This is a genomic window from Streptomyces sp. NPDC054783 (genome assembly GCF_053611725.1).
Genome location: NZ_JBSHAY010000003.1, coordinates 66,901 through 92,338 on the forward strand (window position 1 = coordinate 66,901; position 25,438 = coordinate 92,338).

A 25,438-nucleotide genomic window follows, 5' to 3' on the forward strand; every position below is an offset into this window, starting at 1 on the left:
CATCCCCCTCAGGTACTACGGGTCGCCCCTTGCGGGTGTCACCGTCCACCGGGGCGAACCACGCCGGACTCGTAGGCGAAGACCGCCGCCTGGGTGCGGTCGCGCAGGCCCAGCTTCACCAGGATCCGGCCCACATGCGTCTTCACGGTCTGCTCGGCCACGACCAGCCGCTCGGCGATCTCCGCGTTCGACAGGCCCTGCGCGATCAGCGCCAGCACCTCCGTCTCCCGCTCGGTGAGGTCGCCGACGCGCTGCTTGAGCGGGGCGCGGCGGCTGCCGTCCAGACGGGAGAACTCGGCGATGAGACGGCGGGTGATGCCGGGCGCGAGCAGGGCGTCGCCCGCGGCCACGACCCGGACCGCCTCGGCCAGCTTGTCCGCGGAGGCGTCCTTCAGCAGAAAGCCGGAGGCCCCGGCCCGCAGCGCCTCGTACACGTACTCGTCCAGGTCGAACGTGGTCAGCACCAGCACCTTGACGGCGGGATGCTCGGCGGTGATCCGGCGGGTCGCCTCGATGCCGCCGAGCTCGGGCATCCGGATGTCCATCAGCACCAGGTCCGGGGTCAGTTCGGCGGTCTGCACGATCGCGTCCAGACCGTCCACCGCCTGCCCGACCACCTCGATGCCGGGCTGGGCGCCGAGCAGCACGCCGAGACCCTGCCGGACCATCTGCTGGTCGTCGGCGATGAGTACGCGGATGGGACCGGCGCCGCTCGTCATGTGTCCTGTTCTCCTGTCGGGGGCTCGGGCGGGTACGGATCGGGGGTGGAGCCGGATGGCAGCTGCCTCCGCAACGCGGCGGGCAGGGCGAGGTCGGTCGGGACCGGGGTACCGTCACGCGGGAGGAACGCGCTCACCCGGAAGCCGCCTTCCTGCTCCCCCGTCGCGACGACGTGCCCGCCCAGCATCGCCGCCCGCTCCCGCATGCCGAGCAGACCGTGACCGCTGCCCGGGGACGGCGGGGCGGGCCGGCTGGGCCGGGAGTTGGTGATGTCCAGGCACAGCCCGTCGGCGTGGTGGACGACCACCACGTCGGCCTTCGCGCCCGGGGCGTGCCGCAGCACGTTGCTCAGGGCCTCCTGGACGATCCGGTACGCCGACAGCTCCACGCCCGGCGGATAGCCGCGGGGCTCGCCCTCGACCGACTTGACCACGTCCAGGCCGGCCGCCCTGGTGTTCTCCAGCAGGGCGTCCAGACGGGCGAGATTCGGCTGCGGGGCGTCGGGGGCCGGGCCGGTGCCGGGGGCGGACAGCCGGTGGGTCTCCTCGACGGCCTCGGGGTCGTCCGGGCCCTCCGACCGCAGCACGCCGAGGACCCGACGCAGCTCGGTCAGGGCCTCCAGGGCGTTGTTGCGGATGCCGGCGAGGTTCTCCTTCAGCTCCTCGGAGGGGCTCTCCACCAGGTGCGGGGCCACCTGGGCCTGGATCGAGATCACCGACATGTGGTGCGCGACCACGTCGTGCAGCTCGCGGGCGATACGGCTGCGCTCCTCCAGGAGCGTGCGCCGGGCCCGCTCCTCGGCGGTGATCGTCGTCTGCTGGACCAGTTCGGTGCGGGCCTCGCTGCGGCTGCGCAGGGCCCCGCCGATGGCGGCGGCGATCGCGAACAGGCCGACGGCGACGACGCCTGTCGGGGAGTAGCGCACGGCTCCCAAGCCGCCCTCCACCACGGCGGTCACCAGGGCGGTCGTGACAAGCGCGGCGACCGTCCCGCGGAGCCGGACGCGCAGGGCCAGGAGCAGCAGTACGGCCATGTGGGCCAGCAGGACGGGTGTGGTCCAGGGCCAGTTGGGGCCGGGCGGCCTGAGTCCCGGTGTCGCCAGCTGCTGGCGGGCGAGCAGCGCGGTGGCGACGGCGCCGGTCAGGGACACGGCCCAGGCGGGTACCGGGCGCCACAGGGCCAGGACGACGGCGGCGGCCTGGAGGAACGTGCTGAAGTACGCCACGGCCGGAGTGAAGCCGTGGCTGTTGGCCAGCTCCTCGCCGCCGCCGAGGGCGATGCCCAGGGCGAGGTAGAAGGTGAGCAGGTAGGTGAGGAGGCGGACCCAGCGGTGCCGGGAGAAGGGGGGTGAGTTCGGCGTGGGGTTCTCGCCGAGCCAGGTACGCAGTCTGCGCCGGCGGGTCCTGGGGGTGAGTGCACCGGCGGTCGCGGGTGCGTGGTCGGGTGCGGATGGCCCCTGGGGGGCGTTCTCACCGTCGGCGGCCGCGGGCTTCACGGAGTCAACACTAGGCATTGCGCGGGTTCTTTGCTGGGGGCAGATGGTGGCGGACCACATGGGACCTGCGGTTTCGGGGGCGGCGGGGACCCTGTTCGTGGTGGCGGAAGGCCGTCAGGCACAGGGCGAGGGTCAGGGTGAAGACCGGAAGCCAGGCGAGGCGGTACGGCACCCAGCCCAACGAGTCGGGTGAGGTGTGCAGTCCGGGCAGCCGGCCGGCGAGGAGGCCCGTGGCCGTCGTGGCCATCATGGCCGTCTGGTGCCACAGGTAGATCGTCATCGCGGAGAGGTTGACCAGGGCCACCGCCGCCCAGAGCAGCGGGCGGGCCATCGCACGGCGGAGCCGGTCGCGAAGGAGGAGGGCGAGCCCGCACTGGGCCAGGCCGAAGGTGACGGCCGCCAGGGTCGGGGGGTCGAGGTTGGAGATCCGCGCGCCGGGGACGCCGACCATGGACGCCGGGTATCCGGCGCAGCCGACGAGGACGGCCGTGGCGGCCGTACCGCCGAGGAACAGGACCCGGGCCGCGCGGCGGGTGTCCAGCTCGCCCCGCGTCCACGCCGCGCCCAGGGTGTACGGGACCAGCCAGCCCGCCGGGAGGTTCAGCCAGCCGAGCCAGGACGGGCCGGTGTGCAGGCCGAAGCGGAGCAGGTCCACGTGCAGGACGACGGCCAGGGGCCAGAGCGGGTTGAGGCGGGTGAGGAGCGGGGTGGCGGCCGTCAGCCCGGCGAAGACCAGCAGGAACCACAGCGGTGACAGGGCCAGCTTGAGCAGGGCCTCGATCGTGGCGAGAGGGGTGCCGGTGAGGAGGAGGGCCGTGGCGGCCACCGCCCACAGGCACAGGAGTGCGGCCACCGGGCGGAGGAGGCGGGTCAGGCGGGCGCGCAGCCAGGAGCCGTAGGTCTCGCCTCTGTCGCGGGCGGTGGCGAGGCTTCGGGTTGCCACATGACCGCCGACCAGGAAGAACACGGCCAGGGTCTGGAACAGCCAGGAGATCGGGGCCAGCCAGGGCATGTGCTGCAGCGGGCTCGTGGTGTGCAGTCCGCCGTCCTTGGCCACGAGTGCCGTCACCAGCCAGTGGCCCAGGACGACCCCGAGGATCGCTGTCGCCCGGAGGGCGTCGACGGCTCGGTCCCGGGAGGCGGGGGTGAGGGTGTCGAGGTGGCGGGCGGATCGGCGCAGGGCATGGAGGGGGCTGGTGGTGTGGGGCGCCTTCGACGGGATCCGGGTTCCCACCGGCACCGCCCGTGACGGTTTCGTCGTCGGGTGCGGGTGGCCCTCGGCCGGGGGGCTGGGATCAGTGGTGCGGTGGGGGGTGTGGGGTGCGGTCGGGTCAGGCATGGGGCACCTCCGAGGTCTCGCCGAGGGTGATCCGGGCGAGGTTGGCGAGGGCCGCCGAGCCCGGGGTGAAGTAGCCGCTGTGGTCGGCGTCGCCCGCGTCGAAGACCCGGGCGCCGAAGGCTCGGGAGACCGGGTCGGCGCCCAGACCGACGGTGGTGCCGAAGAAGGTGGCGCTGACGTGCGGCACATTCGCGATCCAGTCCTCGCTGCCGCGGGCCGCCCACACTCTTGCGCGGGTGTGCAGGGCCCCGACGGAGTCCGCGCCGGTGCCGGGGCTGCCGACGAGGGCGATGTCGTCGGCGTCCAGGCCATGGGCGGCTCGGCCGCAGACGGCCGTTCCGTAGGAGTGGCACAGCAGGGAGAGGTGCGCCTGCGGTGGGGTCGCGGTGCGCAGGTCGCGTACGAAGGCGCGCAGGCGGGGGCCGGCTTCCTCGGCTCGGGTGGTCGTGGTCACCGTGGTGCTGACGGTGGCCGGTGTCTCGTAGCCGAGCCAGGCGACGACCGCGGTGCGGGTGCCTCGCGGGGCGCGCTGGGTGAGGTCCGTGTACAGGGCCGAGGCCGCCTTGTGGAAGCGGGCGTAGGTGTCCAGGGAGGTGTCCGAGCCGGGGACCAGGACGGCGATGTGGTCGGCGTGGGCGAGGTCGCCGAGCACCTCCGTGGCCCGGCCGGCGCCTCGGCCGTCGAAGGTGAGGAGGTGGCGGGACGGGGCGGCCAGGGTGCGGTCGGCGGCGGCGCGGTGGGTGTCGCCGTGTGCGGCGGCCATGTCGGCGGCGCGGGTGGCGTTGGCACGGTTGGCCGCGTAGGCCGACTGGAGGGTGGTCGCCGTGAGCTTGGGGAGGGCAGCGGGGGCCGGGGCCGGAATCTGACGGCGGGCGGCGCCGGAGAGGGGGACGGCTATGGCTGCGGTGAGGAGGGTGGCGAGGAGGGCGCGGCGCCATTTTTGAGTGCGGGTGCGCGGTGGCTTCGGCGGGATTCGGGTCCCCACCCGCACCACCCGTGACAGTTCCGTCGTCCGGTGCGGAATCGCCGTCGGCGGCTGCGGGTCGGTGGGCACGGAGTCCATGACCGTGGGCACGGAGTCCATGACCGCGGGCAGGGAGTCCATGACCGTGAGCAGCTGCCGCTCCGTGGAGGAGGGGTCCGTGCCCGTCGCCCGTACCCCGGCCGCGGAGCCGGACGGTGTGTTCGTCGGTGGGTTTGAGGGTGTGGTGCGTCGGGTGTGCCCCATGGGCGGGCTTCCTTTCAGATTGCCCGGCCATCGGGCTTGTCCGAGAAGGAAGTTATGGATCGGGGCGTGTCGTCGGCGTCCCGCCAGGGAGCCGTTCTGCGAGGTAGCTCTCAGGTATTACGGGTATCACCGGGGCGGACCCGCAGGGGTCGGCCCCACGAGTCGGCCCCACGAGTCGGCCCCACGAGTCGGCCCCAGGAGTCAGCCCTACGAGTCGGCCCCACGAGTCGGCCCTACGAATCGACCCCATGAATCGGCCCACGCATCGAACGCCCCCTGTCACCAGGCCAGTTGTGCGATCTCCTCCGCGACCACCGCACACGCGTCCGCCGCCGGGTCGATGAGGGGGAAGTGGCCGACGTCCTCCAGCAGCGTCAGGCCCACCACCTCGCCGGCCTTCGCCGCCGCGGCCGCGTAGGACTCGGCCACCGCCTGGGGCACCACCAGGTCCGTACAGCCCTGGACCAGCGTCGTCGCGATGCCCGTCGGGAGGAGCAGAACCGGGTCGGCGCAGGGGCGGCGCTCGGCGAAGGTGTCGTGGCCGCCGAGGAGTTGCAGGCTCGCGTTGCCGCAGACGTCCAGCTTCTCCGCCACCTCGAAGTCCGCGATCGGCGCGAGGGCGACGACACCACGCAGCGGGGCGGGCTCGTCGATGCGCCAGGGCGCGTCCGCGGGCAGGACGTGGCGGGCGGCGGCCCACAGGGCGAGGTGGCCGCCGGCCGAGTGGCCCGTCAGCACCGTACGGCCGCGGTCGGCCTGCGGGAGCGCCTCCCGTACCAGGGCGGGCAGCGCGTCCAGCGCGGCCGCGATGTCGTCGAAGGTGTCGGGCCAGCGGCCGGCCGGAGGGGTGGTGTCGCCGGTCTCCTCGGTGAGCGGGTCACCGCCGCGGCGGTACTCGACGTTGGCCACGGCGAAGCCCCGGCGGGCCAGATAGTCCGCGAAGGGGGTGATGTGGCGGCGGTCGTAGCGGGCGCGCCAGGCACCTCCGTGCAGGACCACCACCAGGGGGGCCGGGGCGTCCGGGGCGGTCCGGGGAGCGTAGAAGTCGATCACCTGGTCGGGGTGGCTGCCGTAAGCGGACGTGACGTCGGGGTCGACCGGGGGGTGCGAGAAGGCCGACTCCTCTTCGGCGGCGGCGCGGGCTCCTGCGGCGTCGTCCGGCATGCTCCAACCTCTCAGCGACGGAACCTGTTTGGCGTCTGGCGGACCAAGGGGTGGCGGACCAGGTGGGGGATTCCCGTTCGCCGTTGGCGGGACGGTATCAGGCCGGTGACGTGCGGGGACATGGGGATGTCACGCAGGGTGAGGAATAAACGGTTCTGTAGGGAAAGGCCAGGGCCGGGTCTGAGCGGGATACCCCCTCCCAGACCGGCCCTCGGCCCCTCGCCCACGCCTCGCCTATGCCTGGTCCACGCCTCCCCTACGCCAGCTCCTCGCCCAGGATCCGCGCCGCCCGCTCGGTCTCGCCGAAGCCGACGTAGAGCGGGGTGAAGCCGAAGCGGAGGATGTCGGGGTGGCGGAAGTCGCCCACGACGCCCCGGGCGATCAGGCGTTTCATCACCTCACCCGCGTCGTCACAGCGCAGGGCGACCTGGCTGCCGCGCTCCTCGGGGCGTTCCGGGGTCACGGACTCCACGCGCCCCGGCCCGGTGTACGCCCGCACGCACCGCAGGAAGAAGTCCGTCAGCGCGAGGGACTTGGCGCGGACGGCGGAGACGGACACGTCGTCCCAGACGTCCAGGGCCGCTTCCAGGGCCAGCATCGACAGGATGTCCGGGGTGCCCACGCGGCCACGCAGGGCGCCCGGCGCCGGGGCGTACGACGGGCTCATGCCGAAGGGGTCGGTGTGCGAGTTCCAGCCGGGCAGCGGGGAGTCGAAGCGGGGCTGGAGCTCCTTGCGGACGTACAGGTACGCCGGGGAGCCCGGGCCGCCGTTCAGGTACTTGTAGGTGCAGCCGACCGCCAGGTCGACCCCGTGCTCGTCCAGGCCCACCTCCAGCGCGCCCGCGCTGTGGCACAGGTCCCAGACCGCGAGGGCGCCCGCGGCGTGGATCGCCGAGGTGAGGGACGGCAGGTCGTGCAGGCGTCCCGTGCGGTAGTCGACGTGGTTCAGCAGCACCGCCGCCGTACGGTCGCCCAACTCCCCAGGCACCTCCGCCGGCGTCACCGCGCGCAGCGTGCGGCCGGTCAGGCGGGCCGCCGACTCGGCGATGTAGCCGTCCGTGGGGAAGGTGGTGGCGTCGACCAGGATCTCGGTTCGGTCCTCGCCCGCCATCCGTACGGCGGCCACAAGTGCCTTGAACACGTTGACACTTGTGGAGTCGCCCACGACGATCTGCCCGGCCGCCGCGCCGACCAGCGGGGCGATCCGGTCGCCGATCCGTTCCGGCGCGGTCCACCAGCCGCTCTCCTCCCAGGAGCGGATGCGCAGTTCGCCCCACTGCCGGCGCACCACGTCGGCCACGCGGTCCGGGACACCCGTGGGGAGCGCGCCGAGCGAGTTGCCGTCCAGGTAGACCACGTCATCGAGGACGAAGCGGGAACGCAGCGGGGCGAGCTCGTCGGCCGCGTCCAGCTTCTCTGCCTCCAGGGCGAGTTCAGACATGGGACCTCGCCGTCCAAAGCTCCGGGAACACGTTCTTGCGGGCACGCTTCTCCAGCCAGGCCACGCCGGCCGAGCCGCCCGTGCCGGGCTTGGCCCCCATGGCTCGGCGGGTGGCCACCAGGTGGTCGTTGCGCCAGCGCCAGACCAGTTCGGCCACGTCGGTCAACGCCTCGCCCAGCCGGGCGAGTTCGGCGTCCTGGTCGCCGGAGTAGATCGCCGCCCAGGCCCGCTCGACCCCGTCGGAGGGCTCGTAGCGCTGGGACACGTCACGGCGCAGGACGGACGCGGGGACCGGATGCCCGCGCCGGGCCAGCAGCCGCAGCACCTCGTCGTACAGGCTCGGCTCGTGCAGCGCCTTCTCCAGCTCCGCGTGCGCGCGGGGGGCGCCGCGGTGCGGTACGAGCATGGACGCGGACTTCTCGCCGAGCAGGAACTCCATGCGGCGGTACATCGCCGACTGGAAGCCGGAGCCCTCGCCGAGGGCGGAGCGGTACGAGTTGAACTGCGCCGGGGTGAGCTGGCCGAGGGGCGTCCAGGAGGCGTTGAGGGCCTCCAGTTCCCGTACGGAACGCTTCAGCGCGGCGATCGCGGTCGGTACGTCGTCGCCGCGCACGGCGGCCGCCGCGGTCTCCCACTCATGGACGACGACGGTGAACCACAGCTCCATGACCTGGGTCGTGACCAGGAAGACCATCTCTCCGGGATCGTCGGAGAGGGTGTGCTGGAGGTGGGTGAGCACGTCCGCCCTGACGTAGTCCTCGTACGGCGTCGTGCCCGCGAAATCGAGATGCGGAGTCTCGGGCTCCTGAGTCTCCAAGGACTGCTGAGCCGGTTGGGACATCGCTGTCTCCTGTTGTAGCTCCGGGTAGCGGTCCGCCCCTGCCGATGCCGGCACGGGGGCCCCGGTCCCCACCGGCATCCTCCGCAATCGACCCGGATCCGGCAAGGCCCGTCCGCTGCCAGACGGGCCACACCGGTCACTGCCGTCGCTCCGGCCGGGCTAGCCGAGGCTCTGGGCCGCCGTGGGCGAGGAGTCGTTCAGGAACTGCGTGCAGCGCTCGTACTCCTCCTGCTCGCCGATCGCCTGGGCGGCGCGGGCGAGGGCGTGCAGGGCGCGCAGGAAGCCGCGGTTCGGCTCGTGCTCCCAGGGGACCGGCCCGTGCCCCTTCCAGCCGCTGCGGCGCAGGGCGTCGAGGCCGCGGTGGTAGCCCGTGCGGGCATAGGCGTACGACTCCACGACCGCGCCGCGCTCGAACGCCTCGTCGGCCAGCTGGGCCCAGGCGAGAGAGGAGGTCGGGTACTTGGCGGCGACGTCCGCGGGAGCGATGCCGGCCGCGAGCTGTTCGCGGGGCTCGGGCTCGTCGGGGAGGTGGGTGGGGGGCGGACCGCCGAGGAGGTTCTGGTGAATCGTCATGGGGTCCAGTCTGGCTCACCCCACGGTTTCCCGTGCTGGTGGCATGTGCCCCGTGCCGCCCCGCACCACGAGCGCGCCGGCTAGGTACGCCGCTCCCCCTCCAACGGCGGCGCCGTCACGCAGCCGTGTACGTGGCATTCCGGGTGGCGGCAGTCGGGGGGCGGGCGGCGGACCATGGTGAAGGCCAGCAGGGATCCGGCCACCAGCACCCCCGCACAGATCGGCATCGCACGGTTGAACGCCGCGTCGAAGGCCGACGGGACCCGGTACGCCTCCGGCCCCATCCCCGCCAGCAGCGGCAGCGCGGCGACCGCGATCAGGCCCGCCGCCCTCGCCGCCGCGTTGTTGATGCCGCTCGCCAGGCCCGCACGCGCGCTGTCGACCGAGGCGAGCACCGTCGCCGTCAGAGGGGCTACGAGAGTCACCATGCCCGCGCCCATGACCAGCAGGGCCGGAAGCACGTCGGTGAGATAGTCGGCGCCCTTGCCCACCCGCAGCATCAGCAGCATCGCCGCCGCGCAGAGCAGGGGACCGACCGTGAGCGGAAGGCGCGGGCCGGTACGGTCGGCCAGGGCGCCGGAGCGGGCGGAGAAGAGGAGCATCAGGGCCGTCGTCGGCAGCAAGGCTGCGCCGGCCTGCAGCGGTGAGTAGCCCGCCACCACCTGGAGCTGCAGCGCGGTGAGGAAGAAAAAGCCACCGAACGCCGCATAGACGCACAGGGTGACCAGGTTGACTGCCGTGAACTGGCGCGAGGCGAAGATGTCCGGCGGGAGCATCGGGTCCGGGCGGTGCCGTTCGACGTGGACGAAGGCCACCGCCGCGAGCACACCCGCCGCCCCGGTCAGGGCCACCGCCAGACCGCCCGCCCGCGCCTCGATCAGCGCGTACGTCACCAGGGCCAGGGCCAGGGCGCCGAGGGCCGCGCCGAGGACGTCGAAGCGGCCGTGCTGTCCGCTGTCCCTCGACTCCGGGACGTGCCGCAGCGCCACCGGCACGCACAGCAGCGCCAGCGGGACGTTCAGCAGGAACACCCAGCGCCAGCCGGGGCCGGCCACCAGCCAGCCGCCCAGGAACGGGCCGACAGCCGCGCCGATCCCGCCGAAGCCGGACCACAGGCCGACGGCCCGGCTGCGGTCGTCGCGGTGGAAGGACGCCTGGATGATCGCCAGGGAGCCGGGGGTCAGGAGCGCACCGCCGATGCCCTGCAGGGCACGAGCGGCGATCAGCACCGGCGGGTTCGGCGACAGGCCGCACAGCAGGGACGCGGCGGCGAACCACACCACCCCCAGCACGAAGATCTTCCGCCGGCCGTAGTGGTCGCCCAGCGAGCCGCCCAGCAGGATCAGCCCGGCCAGCGTGACCATGTACGCGTTGACCGTCCATTGCAGGGCGGCCAGGCTCGCGCCCAGGTCCTCGCCGATGCGCGGGAGCGCCACGTTGACGACGGTCGAGTCCAGCAGGGCCATGCTGGAGCCGAGGACCGTGGTGAGCAGGATCCCCTTGCCCTGGGGCGAGGCCAGCCGGACGTCGGGCACGTCCCCAGGTATACAGCGGCCCGGCGACCGAGAACAGCCGCCGGGCCCCTTGCGGATCGGACGTACCGCTTACTTGATCTTGTTGCCCGCCGAGCGCAGGTTCTGCGTGGCCTCGACGACACGCGCGGCCATGCTCGCCTCCGCCAGCTTGCCCCAGGTGCGCGGGTCGTAGGCCTTCTTGTTGCCGACCTCGCCGTCGACCTTCAGGACGCCGTCGTAGTTCTGGAACATGTGGGCGGCGACCGGACGGGTGAAGGCGTACTGGGTGTCCGTGTCGAGGTTCATCTTCACGACGCCGTTCTCCAGCGCGGTCAGGATCTCCTGCTCGGTGGAGCCGGAGCCGCCGTGGAAGACGAAGTCGAACGGGGAGGCCTTGCCGAACTTGGCGGCGACGCCGTCGTTCAGCTCCTTCAGCAGGTCGGGGCGGAGCACGACGTTGCCCGGCTTGTACACGCCGTGCACGTTGCCGAAGGAGGCGGCCAGCAGGTAGCGGCCCTTCTCGCCGAGGCCCAGGGCCTCCGCCGTACGGATCGCGTCCTCGACGGTGGTGTAGAGGGAGTCGTTGATCTCGTGCGAGACGCCGTCCTCCTCGCCACCGGTCGGGGTGATCTCCACCTCGAGGATGATGTGGGCGGCGCGGGTGCGCTCCAGCAGTTCCTGGGCGATGGCGAGGTTGTCGGCGAGGGTCTCGGCGGAGCCGTCCCACATGTGCGACTGGAACAGCGGGTTCCGGCCGGCCTTCACGCGCTCCTCGGAGACCGCGATCAGCGGACGTACGTACCCGTCGAGCTTGTCCTTCGGGCAGTGGTCGGTGTGCAGCGCGATGTTGACGGGGTACTTCTCGGCGAGGATGTGCGCGTACTCGGCGAGGGCGACCGCGCCGGTGACCATGTCCTTGCTGTACTGGCCGCCGAGGAACTCGGCACCGCCGGTCGAGATCTGGACGATGCCGTCGCTCTCCGCCTCCGCGAAGCCGCGCAGCGCCGCGTTCAGGGTCTGGCTCGAGGTGACGTTGATGGCCGGGTAGGCGAACTTGCCTGCCTTCGCCCGGTCGAGCATCTCGTTGTAGACCTCGGGGGTTGCGATGGGCATCTGTCCGCTCCTTGTGTTGCGGGTGGATTGCTGCGTTACGGCCCTGACCTAGACCTGGGGGGTGACGTCGTCGTCGGCCCCATCTTTCCAGACACGGGATGCTGGTCGGCGCCCCGCCAAGTCCAGGTCACCGGGGCGTGTCAGTCCAGACCCAGTTCATCCTTCGAGAAGGCGAAACGGTACGGAACGCCCGCGCCGGCCTCGATCTTCTCGGCGGCACCGGTGGCCCGGTCCACGATGGTCGCGACGGCGACGACCTCGGCGCCGGCCTCGCGCACGGCCTCGACGGCGGTGAGCGGGGATCCGCCGGTGGTGGAGGTGTCCTCGACGACGAGCACCCGCCGACCGGCGATGTCCGGACCCTCCACGCGCCGCTGCAGGCCGTGCGCCTTGGCGGCCTTGCGGACGACGAACGCGTCCAGTCGCTGCCCGCGCGCGGCGGCGGCGTGCAGCATGGCCGCGGCCACCGGGTCGGCGCCCATGGTCAGGCCGCCCACCGCGTCGAACTCCAGGTCCGCGGTCAGATCCAGGAGCACCTGGCCGACCAGCGGGGCGGCCTCGCCGTCGAGGGTGATGCGGCGCAGGTCGACGTAGTAGTCGGCCTCCAGACCCGAGGAGAGGGTCACCTTGCCGTGCACCACGGCCTTGTCCTTGATCTGCTGCAGCAGAGCGCCGCGTACGTCCGTCATGCCGACCAGCTTAAGGGCGCCGCCAGCTCCAGGTGGTGCTCGCCTCCAGCGGCTCCAGCGGGGTGACCAGGTGCGGGAGGGTGTTCAGGCCGTTGGGCGGGCCTGTCTGCGGCTCCACGCACACGGCCTCGGCCTGCTCGTCGTAGACGACCACCCACTCCTCGCGGCTGGTCACCTTCAGCTCCAGTTGTCCGGGCCAGGTGAGGGTGACGTCGACGCCGCCGGGCATGCCGAAGCAGTCGTCCCAGGGGCCGGGCTTCGGGTCGATCCTGTTCCCGGTGGGCAGATGGTCCTCCCCGCGCTCCTCCTGCCAGGCGGGCTCGAAGCCGACCGTGACGTCCTCGCCGACTGCACCGTCCTCGCCGGCGAGGGTCCGGTTGAACCAGGGGTGCCAGCCGATCTGCGCCGGGAAGGAGTCGTCCCGCGCCTCCACCGACATCGTCAGCGTCAGGCCGTCCTCGGCGAGCGTGACGACGTGGGTGACGCGGCCGGGGTGCGGCCAGGGGTCGACCAGGTCGTACGTGATCACCGCCTCGTTCTCCGAGACGCGCGCGGTGCGCCAGGCGCCGTCGCGGGTGGTGCCGTGGATGGCGTGGGGCGGGGAGTTGAGCGGCATCTGACGGACGGTGCCGCCGTCCAGGAAGCGGCCGTCCCGGATCCGGCCGCACCACGGCACCATGGGGAAGCAGCCGTAGCGGGGCCCTTGCCTCAGCAGTTCGAGGGCGTTGACCTTGACGCTGCTGATACGGCCGCCGTTGGCGGGGCTGACGTGTACTTCTGCGTTGCCTGCGGTCAGCGTGATGTCTTCGTTACTCACGAGAAGAGGCTACTGGGGGGCGGCTCGCCACAGGGGCTGAGCGCCGTACCCACTTCGGGGGTGCTCACCGGCGTTTGCGCAGTGCCCTGCTCACGACGATCGCCGACGCCACGACCAGCGCCGCCGCCGGTGCCGCCCAGCGCAGTGCCGATGTCGCCGTCACCGTCTGGGGTGCCGGCACGGGTGCGTAACGGCCCCGCGGGGGCGCGTGGTCGACCTCCTCCGCGCTGCGGCCGATCATCGTCCGGCGCGCGTGCGCGGCCTCGGCCGGGGGCTCGCCGGTGTCGGCGAAGTCCTCGGCGAGGCGGTCGGCCGCCGGGTCCAGGGACGACGGCGGGATCTCGGTGTCGAAGACGGAGGGCTGCCCGGCCTCGGGCTCGGGTGCCGCCTCAGGCTCCGGTGCCGGCTCTTCCCTCTGCTCCGAAGCCACCGCAGGCTCCGGCGTCGCCAGGTTCTCCAGGAAACGGTTCAGCAGGCGGGTGGCCGCCGCGTGCACCGCGTCCCCGGGGAGCTCGGCGATCCGGCCGTCCGTGCCCGCCGTGCCCTCGACCGTCACCGTCGTGCCGTCTCCGGTGTCCGCGAGGCGCAGGGTGAGGGCGAGTTTCACGGCGCCGGTGCCGCGGGCCTCGGTGGCGTCGGCCTCGAGGGCGTACGTGCCGTCGTCGCGGGCGGCCACCCGTGCCGTACCCCGGTAGGTGACCGAGTGTCCCTGGACGCGGAGCTTCAGGCGCCCGGTGACGGGTTCGGCACCGGCGTCCTGTTGCAGGCCGGGGACCGCGCGGGCGATGCGCGCGGGGTCGGCGAGGGCGGCTCTGAACGACTCGAGCGGTACCGGGACGAAGACCTGGTGCTCCATGTCCGGTGAGCCTACCCAGGTGTGACCGGAATTCACTCCTACCTGACCGGGTCGTCAGTACCGCGGATGCACCAGCGTCGACGCGGGCAGCCCGCCGATCCGGGTCCGTTCCGCCGCCCGCGCGTCCGCGGTCAGCTCCGCCTGCGTCAGGGAGTGCGGCGGCCCGGGGGCCAGGCGCAGCGGTGGTGGAACGGCCCCCGGGCTCGCCAGCAGGAAGGCCCAGTCGTGCGGGGTTCCGGGCGTGCCCGCCGAGCGGTCGGGGCCGGCCGGGAAGCCGGTGTCGTGGCCGAGGACCCGGTAGGCGCAACCGGCGAAGCCGGCGGCGCGCAGGGTCGCGGCGACCGTCCAGAAGGCGCGGGGCCGGGTGGTGACCGAGCCGGCGTGGACGACGAGCCGGCCGCCGGGGGCGAGGACGCGGCGGGCGAGGCCGTAGAACTCCTGGGAGTACAGCTTGGTGCTGGCGGTGATGCCGGGGTCGGGGAGGTCGGCGATCACCACGTCGTATGCCGAGGACGGTGCGCCGCGCAGCCAGCCGAGGGCGTCGGCGTAGGTGACGTGGACGCGGGTGTCGTCGTAGGCGTGGCCGTTGGCGGCGGCGAGGCCGGGGTCGTGGCGGGCCAGGCGGACCAGGCCGGGGTCGATTTCGACGACGTCGACGCGGCGCACTGCGCCGTGGCGCAGCACCTCGCGGGCGGCCAGGCCGTCGCCGCCGCCGAGGATCAGCACGCGCGCGTGGGGGCCGCCGGACATGGCCGGGTGGACGAGGGCGTCGTGGTAGCGGCGTTCGTCGCGGCCGCCGACGCGGAGCCGGCCGTCCAGGAAGAGGTCGAGGGGCCTGCCGTCGGTGCCGCCGGCGAGGACGACCTCCTGGACGTCGGTCTGTTCGGCGACCCGGACGTCCTTGCCGTAGACGGCGTGCCGGGCGGCGCGTTCGAACTCGTCGGCGAGGGCCGCGGCGGAGGCGAGGACGCCGAGGACGGCGACGCCGACGAGAAGCAGGGTCCAGCGGGCCCGGCGGGTGAGGTCGCGGCGGAAGAGGCCGAGGACGAGGGCGCCGCCGGCCACGACGTTGACCGTGCCGGTGAGCAGCGCACCCGTCAACTGGCCCAGAACGGGCAGGAGAAGGAAGGGAAAGGCCAGACCGCCGACCAGCGCGCCGACGTAGTCCGCCGCGAACAGGTCGGCCACCGCGCCGCCCGCGTCCTGGTGGCGGATGCGCTGGATCAGCTCCATCAGCAGCGGCACCTCGGCGCCGATGAGCAGGCCGATGGCGAGGGAGAACGCGACCAGGAGGCAGCGCGGGCCCTCGCCCCACAGCCCGCCCCAGCCGCCGGTCCAGGCGAAAACGGCGTACAGCGCCATCGCGCTGCACCCGCCGATCAGCGCGAGGGCGGTCTCGATGGCGCCGAAGCCGGCCGCCGCGTGCCAGCGCAGCCGTTTGGCGCCGAGGGAGCCGATGCCCATCGCGAACACCATCACGGACAGCACGACGGAGGCCTGGGTGACGGAGTCTCCCATCAAGTACGAGGCGAATGCGACGAGTTCGAGTTCGTACACGAGTCCGCAGGCCGCGCAGACGAAGACGCACACGAGGACCAGGAACCGCCCGGTGCCGGGCCGGACGGGCAGCCGGGCGGGGGCTGTCCAGGACGGCGGGCAACCCGGGGGCGCGGGAGCGTGCGGTTCGATCACTCTGCGACGTTACGTCACACGCGCGGTACGCTTCGTCACCCACACGTGTGGATCTGGGGGCAGTTGACGTCTGGGGGTTTATCTCCGCGCGGGCGTGCTCAGCTCAGGTGTGCGGTCTGTACCCGTGCCCCTACCCGGGTCCGGGTTGCCACCAACTGCCCGTCCTGCGGGTAGGCGTGCCAGGTGCGCCAGTGCACCTGGCCCTCGTGGCGCTGGGCGAGCATCGCGGTGAAGGCGTGCGGGCTGCCGGGGAAGACGCCGGCGAGGCCGTGCGGATGGTCGGAGACGAGGTCGAGCAACTCCTGGGCGCGGCCCGCGAACGAGCCGGGGGTGAGCACCTCGACGCGCGCGGCGAACTCGTACTCCCAGTCGCCGACGCGCTTGGCGACGCCGAGCGGCAGCGGGGTGCTGGAGCCGGGGATGCAGGCGACCGTCTCCGAACAGCCGCCGCGCTCCTCGTCCAGCAGCACCTGATGGGAGGCGCCGAGGAGTCTCAACTGGAGCTTCGCGCCGGTGAGTTCCAGATCCAGGGTGGCCAGCGCCGGCAGCGGCTCGCGTCCCAGGGCCCAGGCCAGGTCGGCGGCCCGCGTATCGGTGTAGGAGGTGTTCAGGGTCGTGAGCATGGATCGGCTCCGCTAACACGCGATGAGGGGGAGATCGGCCATGTCAGCCCAGCCGGCTCGGCCGGGGCGGGAGTCTCAGTGAGGTTCCGGGGGGCTGCGTTGGCGGTTTAGAGGGAATCATGAACAGAGGCGCCCCCACAGCGTTTTTACCCAACTTCACCGGGTTTCCATCCCTCAGAGGGCTCCACAGCTCAACTGTTCAACTATGGCGTACGCCAGGCGCTGAAAACCAACGGCGAGCGCCCGCCGGTCGTCCTGCCCGGCGGGCGCTCGCATGCGGCCCGGATACGGCTCCCCCGACGAGCTCGGCTGCCCCGTGTCAGCTGCCTCCCCCGCATCCTCCCCCGCCGCCGCAGGACGAACCCCCGCCGCAGGACGAGCCTCCGCCGCAGGACGAGCCCCCGCCGCAGGAGGAGTGACCTCCGCAGGAGTGGCCGCCGTGGTGGCCCCCGTGGTGCCCGCCCGACGAGCCGGAGTCGACGCTGCCCGCCCACCAGCTGCCGCTGCCGTCGTACGACGAGGACGAGGACGAGGACGACGAGCGGTACGACCGGGACCGGCCGCGGCCGCTCTTGCCGAGCGACACCTTGCGCTGCCGGTTCCCGGACCGGGCGCCCGCCAGCGCCGTGACCGTCACGAACGCGGCCACCACCAGGATGAAGATGATGCCGACGACCATGGCGTCACCCTCCTTCCAATCCCCCTGGGCGGCCCCCCGTGGACCGCGGTGACCGGCAGATGCCCGGCCGTACCGGGGCTCAAAGCGGAGTTGAGGAAGTCCAGAGCTTGGGCGCAGGATGGCCGCCATGACCTCCAGCGCACGCCCTCACCTCAATCGCCGGCTCGCCGAGTTCGGGACGACGATCTTCGCCGAGATGTCCGCGCTCGCCCTGTCCACCGGGTCGATCAACCTGGGCCAGGGCTTCCCCGACGCCGACGGGCCCGAGGAGGTCAGGGAGGCGGCCGTACGGGCGCTGCGCGACGGCCGCGGCAACCAGTACCCGCCGGGGCCGGGCATCCCGGAGCTGCGCACCGCGATCGCCGCGCACCAGCTGCGCCACTACGGGCTGTCGTACGACCCCGGCACCGAGGTGCTGGTCACGACGGGCGCGACGGAGGCGATCGCGGCCGCGGTGCTGGCGCTGGTGGAGCCGGGCGACGAGGTCGTGGCCCTGGAGCCGTACTACGACTCCTACGCGGCGAGCATCGCCATGGCGGGCGGCAGGCGCGTGCCGGTGACCCTGCGCCCGCACGACGGCGGCTTCCGCCTCGACCTGGACGAACTGCGCGCCGCCGTCACCGGCCGCACCCGGCTGCTGCTGATCAACACCCCGCACAATCCGACCGGTACGGTCCTCACCCGCGCGGAGCTGGCCGCGATCGCCGAGCTGGCGGTCGAGCGGGACCTTCTGGTGGTCACGGACGAGGTCTACGAGCACCTGGTCTTCGACGACGCCGAGCATCTGCCGCTCGCGTCCTTCCCCGGGATGCGCGAGCGCACGGTCACGATCGGCTCGGCCGGCAAGACGTTCTCCTTCACCGGCTGGAAGGTCGGCTGGGTGACGGCCGCGCCGGAGCTGGTCACGGCGGTGCGTTCGGTGAAGCAGTTCCTGACGTACGTCTCCTCCGGCCCCTTCCAGTACGCGGTCGCCGAGGCGCTCGCGCTGCCCGACGCGTACTTCGCGGAGTTCCGCCGGTCCATGCTGGCCCGCCGGGACATCCTCGCGCAGGGCCTGGCGGAGGCGGGTTTCGCGGTCTTCCGGCCGGCCGGCACGTACTTCATCACCACCGACATCCGCCCCCTCGGCGAGAAGGACGGCTTCGCCTTCTGCCGTGCCCTGCCGGAACGGTCCGGCGTGGTGGCGATCCCGAACGCCGTTTTCTACGACGACCGGGAGGCGGGGGCGCCGTTCGTGCGGTTCGCCTTCTGCAAGCGCGAGGAGGTCCTGCGGGAGGCGGCGGAGCGGCTGCGGCGCATGTGAGCCCTGTCCGGGGGCTGTCGCCCCCGGACTCATCGGCGCCGAAGAGGGATCACCGCTTTCGGCGCCTAGTTGATCACTTCCTTCTGAACCGCAAGGGATTGCTCACCGCCTCGCGCGCCTTGAACCGGGCCAGACGGCCGATCCTGTCATCGGCCGCCAGCTCGGTCAGCAACTGCTTACCGGACGGATTTCCCAGCCGATCCAGGGCTTTGGCCGCATCGACCCGGTCGCCACCCTTCCCGCCTGTGTCAGATGCCAGAACGAACAGGACATCGGCTCCGCGGGAATCACCGAGCCGGCCCAGTGCCTCAGCAGCCTGGATACGCTGCGGGTCTGCGATCCGGGGAGCCGATGCAACGGCATGGAGGGCGGCGATCCCACGTGGGTCACCCGCCTCATCGAGCAGCTGGGCGGCACGAATCCGGGAGCCGACGTCGAATGCCGGGTCCGAGGCCAGGGCCGCAAGCGCGTCGGGACCGCGTGCATCCCCCATATCCGTCAGTGCCTGGGCGGCATCGACCCGATGCGAGTTCTCCAGTTGCCGCGACCGCGCGAGCGACTCAAGGAGATCGGCGCCGCGAGGATCACCGAGTTCGGCGAGGACCCGCGCCGCCGCGATACGGTGTCCCGCCGCCAGCGTAGAGGCGATGGCGAGCGCGCGGAGCGCATCGCCGCCGCGTGGGTCACCGAACCGCGCCAGAGCCGCAGCGGCCTCGATGCGGTGAGCACCGTCGATGCCTGGGCTGGCAGCAAGCGTGTTCAACGCTTCCGCCCCCCGCGGGTCAGCGGATTCCATGAGGAAGGCGGCGGCCCGTATGCGCTGGGCGGCAGGCAATCCGTCCAGGGCGGCGAGGTCGGCAAGAAGGTCGGCGCCACGGGGATCCCCGAGGCCCTGCAGCGTACGAGCCGCCTCAACCCTACGCCCCGCGGTCAGGGTTGCGTCGGCTGCAAGCCCCGCCCACGCGTCCCGCGCCCAGGGGTCACGCAGGCGGGTGAGTTCATTCGCCGCCCCGACTCGGTACACGTCCTCCAATCGCTGCTCCACGGTCAGCGCGCACAGCACGTCCCGGCCGCGCGACGGAGCGAACCGTGTCAACTCCGTGGCCGCGCGGAGTCGCTGTCCGCCTCCGAACCGATCGTCCGCCGCCTGGGCACCGAGGAGGGCTGTGCCCCGACCGTCACCGCATTCCGCCAGTGCCACCGCTGCTGTCACCCTGTTGCCGTCCGGCAGGTTCGGGTCAGTGGCCAGTCCGCCGAGCAACTCCGCACCTCTCGGATGCGCGATACGCAGCAGTTGGGTGGCGGCCTCGACCCGGTGGCTCCCGCTCAGAGCCGAGTCGCGGACGAACGCCTCAAGGAGGGCCGGCCCGCGAGGATCCCCGGCTCCCGCGAGTGCCGCTGCGGCGGCCACCCGGTGTGCGGCCCGGTTCTTGGTGTTCTTGGCCAACGACTCGAGGAGGTCGGCTCCTTCCGCGTCACCCAGCATGAGCAGGGCACGCGCGGCAGGGATACGTCGGCCGCCACGAAGCGGATTGCGCGATGACGCAGCCGACTTCAGGGTTGCCCTTGCGGAGTCGACCACGTCAGGCCCCAACTGGGCACCCTCCTGGACTTGCGCTGCCAGGAACTGAGCGCCGGAATAGTGACCTGCAAGACGTCGCAGGATCCTGGTAAGTCCAGGATTGCTGCCCCAGGCGGCCATCAGAAAACCATTGAAAGAGTTGGCCTGGGGTGTCCGGCCCACCAATCTGAAGCCCGCTGCGACACCGAACAGTTTCCGCATTGTGGCGGCACTCAGGGCGTCGTCTTCGGCGATCCGCCGAGCTGCGAGAAATTCCATCATGGTCTGGTGCTGGAACTCGAAATCCTCGCCGCGTTGCACGAACACGCCACTGCGTCGTAGCAGGTCAGCGATCAGAGAATCCCATTCCTGTAATGCGGGGCGTGGAAGCCGTGCTCCGCCGGACCATTCGACCGCAAGCGTCCGAATGGCACGCAGGTCGCCGTTGTAGCGGGCCAGGGCCACATGACCGATCAATTCATGCGAGCGTCCCTGGACATCAGCAGCCATGTTTTCCACGAGTTTACCGAACTTTTCGAACTTGTCTCGAACCTGCTGCGACAGCCCCGAAGCCTTGTCCGTGTACTGCTGGTTGATCAGGAGGTCGATGAACGCCTCGTACACGCCGAAGCGGCCGCCGGTCGGCAACGATCCACCAGCGATGTAGAGCTGGCACAACATCGTCGCCATCAGCGGCGTGTTCGTCACAGCGTCCAGGCGGACGCGAGCGATCTCCGCGGTGAATTTCTCGGCTGTCCGGGCGGGATCGGACAGCTTCAAGGCGGTGAACCAGGCAGTGGCAAAGGCTGTCAGCTGCCGGGGTTCGAAGGGCAGCAGCGTCAGGCGTACGGCCCTCTTGCTGAACTTGTCATCGAGTTCGCTCGCCGGAAGCGGTCGAGTGCATACGACGAAGCGCGCTCTGGCAGCCGTCTCCGCAGCCGCTGCCGCGACCCTTCCCAGCACCCGGTTACGGGCTTCCACGCTCACGATCTCGTCCAGTCCATCGACGAGGACGAGCCATCGGGCCCCGGCCACAGGGGCTTCCTGGAAGAATTCCGCTGTCCAGCCCTGCCAGAGGCCCATCGGTTCCAGGTCGTCCCGAACGCCGGCCGCGATGGCCTCGTAGAGCGCTCCCCGGTCCAGGTCAGCGGCCGATACCCGCACCGGTACGAAGCGGTTGCCATGGGTGTCGCCCTGCCAGTTCCTGGCAAGTTCGGCGAGCCCGCGCCGCAAGAGGGTCGACTTGCCCGCTCCCGCGCTGCCCGTCAGCAGGCAGTCGCCGTCCAGGTCGAAGAGCTCCATGGCGGGGAGGCGTTCCACCGACCCCCCGTCCCGCTCCTCCTCGGCCGCAGTCGTGTCGTCGGCCGACTGCGTCCGTCCGGTCTGTTGCTCCATGTAGACCGCGGACAGCGGCGGCAGTGTCCCTCCCGGCACGACGCCGGGATACGGGTGTTTCTCCGCGACACGCTCCACGGCTGCCAGGTAGGCACGCAGTTGCGGCCCCGGAAACGGGACGCCTCCGTCGCGCAACTGGGCGTCGGACAGGGTCCGCAGCCAGCTCGTGTGCGCGTGCACCGCAGCCTGGGCACTGCGGGCTTCGGGGCACCAAGCCAGGATCTCCGCGGCCGACAGGAGATGAGCCCCGCCCATGAGGTTCGACCTGAACAGCATTCCGCAGACCGCGCCGGTACGTTGATTGACCACCGCGCTGCCGCTGAATCCGGCGCCCACCGGAGTGCCGCGCAGTCTCGGCAAGCCGATGGCCTCGGCCTCTCCACTCTGCCGGGAAACCCCTTCGAAGGTGAAGGTCGCCGGCTGTCCCCCGTCACGGTATTCGTTGTCCGGATGCCCGTACGTCCACAGGTCGTCCCCCACCTCTGCTGCGGCACCCAACCACACCGGGATCACCGGCGCCTCGTCATCGCTGGAACCTGTCACCCGCAGCAGTGCCAAGTCCAGTCCTGTTGCGGAGTCGCGATGGAAACGCTCGGGGTGTGCCTCAAGTCGCCATTCTCGGCCGCGCGCGAACGCTCGGACGACGACAGACTCGCTCGATATGCCCGGCGAGATCACGTGAGCACAGGTGGCCACGATGTCTGGTGTGATGAAGAAACCGGTTCCCTTCCCGGTGTTGACGGATCCCTGCCCTGGCACGTCAAGAGCAACGGTCGCGTTCGTGAGCAACTGCTCCCACCCACGGCGACCGGAACTCAGGAATTCGCCGGTCTCTCCCATTCCAACCCCACCTTGAAAGAAGAGCGTGTGCTGGCCTTGCCGACGACGGCAACGAAGGTTCCCGTCTCCAGAGCGAAGTCGCAGCCGAACTCGACGACGACGCGTGAGGCGTCGGACTCCTGAAGTCGGGCTCCCATGGCCCGCGCGAGGCCGGTGAGGCCGTCCAGAGCCTGTTCCAAGGTAGGTCTGCGCGACGAGATCTCGGTCTCCCGGAACTCATCGAACTCGGCGTGGCTGCTTCCCCCCAACTCCTGCACCGACAGATAGACCGAGGTCCCGTCGATTTCGAGCGGTATCAAGGTGGACCGGAGTTCATCCCCCACGCCGCTGATGTGCTCAGCCATGTCCCTCCCGCACTCAGACATTTACTACGCCTGGTCGAGCAGGGTAGCGATCCGCATGCATCGCCGATACCGAAAGTCACAATTCCGGACGCCCTACTTGCGGGTATCTCGTCGATGAGGGTGGCGACGTGGGACAGCCGAGGCTATTCGGTGTCCTTCGGGTGTCGCGGGGAAGCGTACACAGGGATCACCGTCGAGGTGTCAGGGCTGACCAGGTAGCGGACTCTGCCGCCGTCGGAGTTGGTGCTGGCGGTTCCGGTTGGCCCGCGACAGCGGGTCTGCGCGAAGGGCTTCCGGGCGGCGATGCGCGTCACGCCCCACCTGTCCGAAGCAGTCCTTGACGTGCCACGCCACGCCGCACCACGGCCGTGGACTCTGCCGAGGACGAGCAGCCCGCTGCCTCGGGGCGGTACGTGGGCAGTCACCCCCGCCGACCACGGCCAGTCGCGCCCGACCCGGAACGACCACGTCCGACGAGGGCCGTGCCAACGGCACGGCCACACCGGGAGTCCTTCGTCAGCGGGCGTCCGCCTCGGGCTCCGGACGCGGGAGCTCGTCGAGGTCGAGGGTGAAAGTGCGACCATCTTCATGCCCACATCATGTGCGCCGGGTGACCGTCCCCGGAACCCGCGTCGGGATGCCGGGAATTGAGCGCGGACCGGCACGGCCGGGCCCGGCGAACGGGGCGGGCCGACCGGCGGTGGCAGGCACCTCGACGCCGAAGCCCCGAAGCCCCGAGCCCCGTGCACAGGGCCCCGCGCCCCGCCCCCTTCGGGACACCCGACGTACTCGACACAGGTGAACCCACCCCGCACTCGGCCGTCACCTGCTCGCATCCGCGGCCCCGCCCTTGCAGGGTGCTCAGATGTGACCCACGCCAGTACCACCCTCGCCACGCCCGTAGCCGCCCCCGCGCCGGCGCCACGCGCCCGGACCGGGCCGTCACTCCTGCGAGCGAGCGGGGTCGCCGTAGGCCTCTTCCTCGGCGTCCGCCTCACCGGGGTGGCCGTGCTCGCCCTCGTCGCGCATGTCGCCGGCCGGCACCCGATGACCCTGCTCGCCCGGTCCTGGGACTCGGTCTGGTACCTGGGCATCGCCGCGCACGGCTACGGTCACGACCTGCCCTCCTCCGACCCGTACCCGCACAGCGACCTGGCGTTCTTCCCGCTGTATCCGGTGCTGCTGCGGGCGGTGACCGCGCTGGCGCCGGTCGGCGGTGGCGCCGCCGGGCTGCTGATCTCGTGGACCGCGGCCGCGCTGGCCGCCGCCGGGATCCACGCGGTCGGCTCCCGGCTGCACGGGCGGGCCACCGGTATCGCGATGGTGCTGCTGTGGGGGCTGCTGCCGCACGCGGTGGTGCTGTCGATGGCGTACACCGAGCCGGTGCTGTCCGCGTTCGCGGCCTGGGCGCTGTACGCGCTGCTGGCCGGGAACTGGCTGTGGGCGGGCGGGCTCGCGGCGCTCGCGGGGCTGGCCCGGCCGAACGGGCTCGCGGTGGCCGCCGCGGTGCTGGCCACGGCCGCGGCCGAGGTGTGGCGGCGGCGCGGAAAGGTTTCCCACAGGCTGTGGACGGGCGCGGCGCTCGCCCCGCTGGGCTGGACGGCGTACGTGCTGTGGGTCGGGCGGCGGAAGGGGGATCTGCTCGGCGGCTATTTCGAGGTGCAGCGGCTGTGGGGGTCGACGTTCGACTTCGGGTACGGCTCGCTGCAGTTCCTGCGCGAGCTGCTGCTGCACGGCAGCCGGTTCGTGTTCCCGATGGCGCTGGTCCTGGTCGCGGCGGCGACGGTGCTGTACGCGCTGCTGCTCCTGGACCGCGCCCCGCTGCCGCTGCTCGTCCACAGCGGGGTGCTGCTGCTGATCGCGCTCGGCGGGTCCGGCTTCTTCGAGTCCAAGCCGCGGTTCCTGCTGCCGGCGTTCCCGCTGCTGCTGCCGCTGGCCCAGGGGCTGGCACGCACGGCGAAAGCCCGGCCCTGGCATGCGACCGTGCTGGTCGCAACCCTGGCCGGGCTCAGCTATGTCTACGGCGCGTACCTGGTGGTGTACGCGCAGGCACCGCTGTAGAGCGGGGTTACTCGTCCTCGCCCTCGGGCTTGTCCGCCTCGTTGACCTCCTCCTCCAGGCCGAGCTGCTCGACGAGCCACCGGTCGAACTCGATCGCGGCCCGCACCCAGCTGACGGTCGAGGAGACGAAGTGGTTGATGTCGACGCCCGTGCCGATCAGCATCTGGGCCTCGCCGATCAGACGGACGGTGCCGTCGTCGTGGGTGTGGGTGTACACCTTGGGCCACAGGGTGCGGCGGTTCCAGTCGTCGACGGACTCCAGCAGCTGCGGCTTCTCGTCGATCTTGTGGGGGCGGTCGTAGAACGTCCGCACCGAGAAGACCGCCTGCTCGGCCTCTCCCCGGAACATGAAGTACGTGCGGAACTGCTCCCACGGAGCCGCGAGGTCGCCCTCCTCGTCGACGACGTACTTCAGCTCCATCTGGTCGAGGAGCTGCTTCACAAGATCCTGATCCGGGACGACGGGGCCCGCCGGTCCTTGGGGCTGCGGTTCGGGCTGGCCCCCGAAGTTCGGAATCGAGGACGGGTCGATGCTCACCGTGAATTTCCCTTCATGCGGATTCCGCCATCCTCCCCCATGCGGGGAGGGGGGTGGCAAGCCCTGGCGGCGCCTGTCAGCCTTTGGCCGACATGATTACGGCTGCCGGGTCGGCGGGCCGTGGGCGGACGGGGAGCAGAGGTGGCGGAACGGGGACGGACCAGGTGGGGGATGGTCGCGGCGATCCTGGCGCTGCCCGTGCTGATCATGGCCGGGTCGGCCGTGATGGTGGTGAGGTTCGCGACCTCGGACTACCCGCTGGGCGGGGCCCCGGAGAAGGCACCGTGCGCGGAGGCGCTGGACTTCGGCGGGGCGAAGCTCCCGCACGGGGCGTTCGAGGACGCGTGCACGGTGCAGACCTGGATGGACACCGACTACCGAGCCGAGTTCCGCATGCCCCGGGCACAGCTGTGGGCGTGGTTGCGGCACACCTACCCGGGTGCTCCCGAGCCGGACACCGACCTCTGTTCCTACGGCGCGGACTTCTGCGTGAACATGAACAGCCAGGACACCGTGCCGCCCGGCATCGCCGCGAACGCGGTGGAGATCGACGTGACGTACGAGGGCCCGGACCAGGCCCTCGTACGGTTCACCGCGTACACGGTGTGAGCG

Annotated in this window: 22 protein-coding genes; 3 read left to right on the top strand and 19 right to left on the bottom strand. The window is 71.8% G+C overall.

Going from position 1 to position 25,438, the window contains the following annotated elements; all coding sequences use genetic code 11:
• Nucleotides 1–38: 38 nt before the first annotated feature.
• From ACWGJ5_RS07245 to ACWGJ5_RS07320, 16 genes are all read right to left on the bottom strand, one after another.
• Nucleotides 39–719, bottom strand: a complete 681-nt coding sequence (locus ACWGJ5_RS07245; RefSeq protein WP_453308782.1) for a response regulator — start codon at nucleotides 717–719, stop codon at nucleotides 39–41.
• Nucleotides 716–2,233, bottom strand: coding sequence for a sensor histidine kinase (locus ACWGJ5_RS07250; protein ID WP_453308783.1), 1,518 nt, complete (start codon nucleotides 2,231–2,233; stop codon nucleotides 716–718). Before ACWGJ5_RS07250 ends, ACWGJ5_RS07245 begins: the two co-directional genes overlap by 4 nt.
• On the bottom strand, nucleotides 2,226–3,554 hold the full coding sequence (locus ACWGJ5_RS07255) for an acyltransferase family protein (protein ID WP_453308784.1): 1,329 nt from the start codon (nucleotides 3,552–3,554) through the stop codon (nucleotides 2,226–2,228). Before ACWGJ5_RS07255 ends, ACWGJ5_RS07250 begins: the two co-directional genes overlap by 8 nt.
• Nucleotides 3,547–4,782, bottom strand: a complete 1,236-nt coding sequence (locus tag ACWGJ5_RS07260) for an alpha/beta hydrolase (protein ID WP_453308785.1) — start codon at nucleotides 4,780–4,782, stop codon at nucleotides 3,547–3,549. Before ACWGJ5_RS07260 ends, ACWGJ5_RS07255 begins: the two co-directional genes overlap by 8 nt.
• 279 nt (nucleotides 4,783–5,061) lie before the next feature.
• Nucleotides 5,062–5,946, bottom strand: a complete 885-nt coding sequence (locus ACWGJ5_RS07265; protein WP_453308786.1) for an alpha/beta hydrolase — start codon at nucleotides 5,944–5,946, stop codon at nucleotides 5,062–5,064.
• Between the two features lie 256 nt (nucleotides 5,947–6,202).
• Nucleotides 6,203–7,387 (bottom strand): kynureninase, encoded by a 1,185-nt coding sequence (kynU, locus tag ACWGJ5_RS07270; protein WP_453308787.1) that lies wholly within the window; start codon nucleotides 7,385–7,387, stop codon nucleotides 6,203–6,205.
• Nucleotides 7,380–8,228: a tryptophan 2,3-dioxygenase family protein gene (locus ACWGJ5_RS07275; RefSeq protein WP_453308788.1), complete on the bottom strand. Its 849-nt coding sequence runs from the start codon at nucleotides 8,226–8,228 to the stop codon at nucleotides 7,380–7,382. The genes kynU and ACWGJ5_RS07275 overlap by 8 nt, the downstream gene beginning before the upstream one ends.
• A gap of 159 nt (nucleotides 8,229–8,387) precedes the next feature.
• Nucleotides 8,388–8,801, bottom strand: coding sequence for a DUF3151 domain-containing protein (locus ACWGJ5_RS07280; protein WP_453308789.1), 414 nt, complete (start codon nucleotides 8,799–8,801; stop codon nucleotides 8,388–8,390).
• A gap of 80 nt (nucleotides 8,802–8,881) precedes the next feature.
• Nucleotides 8,882–10,336 carry an MFS transporter gene (locus ACWGJ5_RS07285; protein WP_453308790.1) on the bottom strand — a complete coding sequence of 485 codons (1,455 nt, stop codon included), beginning with the start codon at nucleotides 10,334–10,336 and terminating at the stop codon, nucleotides 8,882–8,884.
• Nucleotides 10,337–10,405: 69 nt separating this feature from the next.
• Nucleotides 10,406–11,428, bottom strand: coding sequence for a class II fructose-bisphosphate aldolase (fbaA, locus tag ACWGJ5_RS07290; RefSeq protein ID WP_453308791.1), 1,023 nt, complete (start codon nucleotides 11,426–11,428; stop codon nucleotides 10,406–10,408).
• Nucleotides 11,429–11,568: 140 nt separating this feature from the next.
• Entirely contained in the window at nucleotides 11,569–12,117 is a 549-nt protein-coding gene (pyrE, locus tag ACWGJ5_RS07295) for an orotate phosphoribosyltransferase (protein WP_351209770.1), read from the bottom strand.
• A gap of 10 nt (nucleotides 12,118–12,127) precedes the next feature.
• Nucleotides 12,128–12,934 carry an aldose epimerase family protein gene (locus tag ACWGJ5_RS07300; RefSeq protein ID WP_453308792.1) on the bottom strand — a complete coding sequence of 269 codons (807 nt, stop codon included), beginning with the start codon at nucleotides 12,932–12,934 and terminating at the stop codon, nucleotides 12,128–12,130.
• 64 nt (nucleotides 12,935–12,998) lie between these two features.
• Nucleotides 12,999–13,790, bottom strand: coding sequence for an SRPBCC family protein (locus ACWGJ5_RS07305; RefSeq protein WP_453308793.1), 792 nt, complete (start codon nucleotides 13,788–13,790; stop codon nucleotides 12,999–13,001).
• A 54-nt stretch (nucleotides 13,791–13,844) separates the two neighbouring features.
• Nucleotides 13,845–15,482 (bottom strand): polyamine aminopropyltransferase, encoded by a 1,638-nt coding sequence (locus ACWGJ5_RS07310; RefSeq protein WP_453308794.1) that lies wholly within the window; start codon nucleotides 15,480–15,482, stop codon nucleotides 13,845–13,847.
• Nucleotides 15,483–15,580: 98 nt separating this feature from the next.
• On the bottom strand, nucleotides 15,581–16,105 hold the full coding sequence (locus ACWGJ5_RS07315) for a DUF2617 family protein (protein WP_453308795.1): 525 nt from the start codon (nucleotides 16,103–16,105) through the stop codon (nucleotides 15,581–15,583).
• 319 nt (nucleotides 16,106–16,424) lie between these two features.
• A complete protein-coding gene (locus ACWGJ5_RS07320) occupies nucleotides 16,425–16,784 on the bottom strand; it encodes a hypothetical protein (RefSeq protein WP_453308796.1) in 360 nt (119 codons plus the stop codon).
• A 118-nt stretch (nucleotides 16,785–16,902) separates the two neighbouring features.
• On the opposite strand from ACWGJ5_RS07320, the gene ACWGJ5_RS07325 reads away from it, so the two are divergent.
• Nucleotides 16,903–18,087, top strand: a complete 1,185-nt coding sequence (locus ACWGJ5_RS07325) for a pyridoxal phosphate-dependent aminotransferase (RefSeq protein WP_453308797.1) — start codon at nucleotides 16,903–16,905, stop codon at nucleotides 18,085–18,087.
• Between the two features lie 73 nt (nucleotides 18,088–18,160).
• Here the strand turns inward: ACWGJ5_RS07325 and ACWGJ5_RS07330 are convergent, their stop codons facing one another.
• Complete coding sequence (locus ACWGJ5_RS07330) at nucleotides 18,161–21,883, bottom strand: trypsin-like peptidase domain-containing protein (RefSeq protein WP_453308798.1); 3,723 nt, start codon at nucleotides 21,881–21,883, stop codon at nucleotides 18,161–18,163.
• The gene (locus tag ACWGJ5_RS07335) at nucleotides 21,859–22,227 is read right to left on the bottom strand and encodes a CU044_2847 family protein (RefSeq protein WP_453308799.1); all 369 of its coding nucleotides are present in this window, start codon (nucleotides 22,225–22,227) and stop codon (nucleotides 21,859–21,861) included. The genes ACWGJ5_RS07330 and ACWGJ5_RS07335 overlap by 25 nt, the downstream gene beginning before the upstream one ends.
• Before the next feature lie 867 nt (nucleotides 22,228–23,094).
• Here ACWGJ5_RS07335 and ACWGJ5_RS07340 point away from each other — a divergent pair.
• Nucleotides 23,095–24,288, top strand: coding sequence for a mannosyltransferase family protein (locus ACWGJ5_RS07340; RefSeq protein ID WP_453308800.1), 1,194 nt, complete (start codon nucleotides 23,095–23,097; stop codon nucleotides 24,286–24,288).
• A gap of 7 nt (nucleotides 24,289–24,295) precedes the next feature.
• On the opposite strand, the gene ACWGJ5_RS07345 is transcribed toward ACWGJ5_RS07340, so the two are convergent.
• Nucleotides 24,296–24,826 carry a YbjN domain-containing protein gene (locus ACWGJ5_RS07345; protein ID WP_453308801.1) on the bottom strand — a complete coding sequence of 177 codons (531 nt, stop codon included), beginning with the start codon at nucleotides 24,824–24,826 and terminating at the stop codon, nucleotides 24,296–24,298.
• A 171-nt stretch (nucleotides 24,827–24,997) separates the two neighbouring features.
• Here ACWGJ5_RS07345 and ACWGJ5_RS07350 point away from each other — a divergent pair, with 171 nt between their 5' ends.
• Nucleotides 24,998–25,435, top strand: coding sequence for a hypothetical protein (locus ACWGJ5_RS07350; protein WP_453308802.1), 438 nt, complete (start codon nucleotides 24,998–25,000; stop codon nucleotides 25,433–25,435).
• The last annotated feature ends 3 nt before the right edge of the window (nucleotides 25,436–25,438 follow it).

Bases quoted from the DNA above. Each gene is read 5' to 3' on its own strand.
- ACWGJ5_RS07245 (WP_453308782.1), bottom strand. From the start codon at position 719: ATGACGAGCGGCGCCGGTCCCATCCGCGTACTCATCGCCGACGACCAG.
- ACWGJ5_RS07250 (WP_453308783.1), bottom strand. From the start codon at position 2,233: ATGCCTAGTGTTGACTCCGTGAAGCCCGCGGCCGCCGACGGTGAGAAC.
- ACWGJ5_RS07255 (WP_453308784.1), bottom strand. From the start codon at position 3,554: ATGCCTGACCCGACCGCACCCCACACCCCCCACCGCACCACTGATCCC.
- ACWGJ5_RS07260 (WP_453308785.1), bottom strand. From the start codon at position 4,782: ATGGGGCACACCCGACGCACCACACCCTCAAACCCACCGACGAACACA.
- ACWGJ5_RS07265 (WP_453308786.1), bottom strand. From the start codon at position 5,946: ATGCCGGACGACGCCGCAGGAGCCCGCGCCGCCGCCGAAGAGGAGTCG.
- kynU (WP_453308787.1), bottom strand. From the start codon at position 7,387: ATGTCTGAACTCGCCCTGGAGGCAGAGAAGCTGGACGCGGCCGACGAG.
- ACWGJ5_RS07275 (WP_453308788.1), bottom strand. From the start codon at position 8,228: ATGTCCCAACCGGCTCAGCAGTCCTTGGAGACTCAGGAGCCCGAGACT.
- ACWGJ5_RS07280 (WP_453308789.1), bottom strand. From the start codon at position 8,801: ATGACGATTCACCAGAACCTCCTCGGCGGTCCGCCCCCCACCCACCTC.
- fbaA (WP_453308791.1), bottom strand. From the start codon at position 11,428: ATGCCCATCGCAACCCCCGAGGTCTACAACGAGATGCTCGACCGGGCG.
- pyrE (WP_351209770.1), bottom strand. From the start codon at position 12,117: ATGACGGACGTACGCGGCGCTCTGCTGCAGCAGATCAAGGACAAGGCC.
- ACWGJ5_RS07305 (WP_453308793.1), bottom strand. From the start codon at position 13,790: ATGGAGCACCAGGTCTTCGTCCCGGTACCGCTCGAGTCGTTCAGAGCC.
- ACWGJ5_RS07315 (WP_453308795.1), bottom strand. From the start codon at position 16,105: ATGCTCACGACCCTGAACACCTCCTACACCGATACGCGGGCCGCCGAC.
- ACWGJ5_RS07320 (WP_453308796.1), bottom strand. From the start codon at position 16,784: ATGGTCGTCGGCATCATCTTCATCCTGGTGGTGGCCGCGTTCGTGACG.
- ACWGJ5_RS07325 (WP_453308797.1), top strand. From the start codon at position 16,903: ATGGCCGCCATGACCTCCAGCGCACGCCCTCACCTCAATCGCCGGCTC.
- ACWGJ5_RS07330 (WP_453308798.1), bottom strand. From the start codon at position 21,883: ATGGGAGAGACCGGCGAATTCCTGAGTTCCGGTCGCCGTGGGTGGGAG.
- ACWGJ5_RS07335 (WP_453308799.1), bottom strand. From the start codon at position 22,227: ATGGCTGAGCACATCAGCGGCGTGGGGGATGAACTCCGGTCCACCTTG.
- ACWGJ5_RS07350 (WP_453308802.1), top strand. From the start codon at position 24,998: ATGGTCGCGGCGATCCTGGCGCTGCCCGTGCTGATCATGGCCGGGTCG.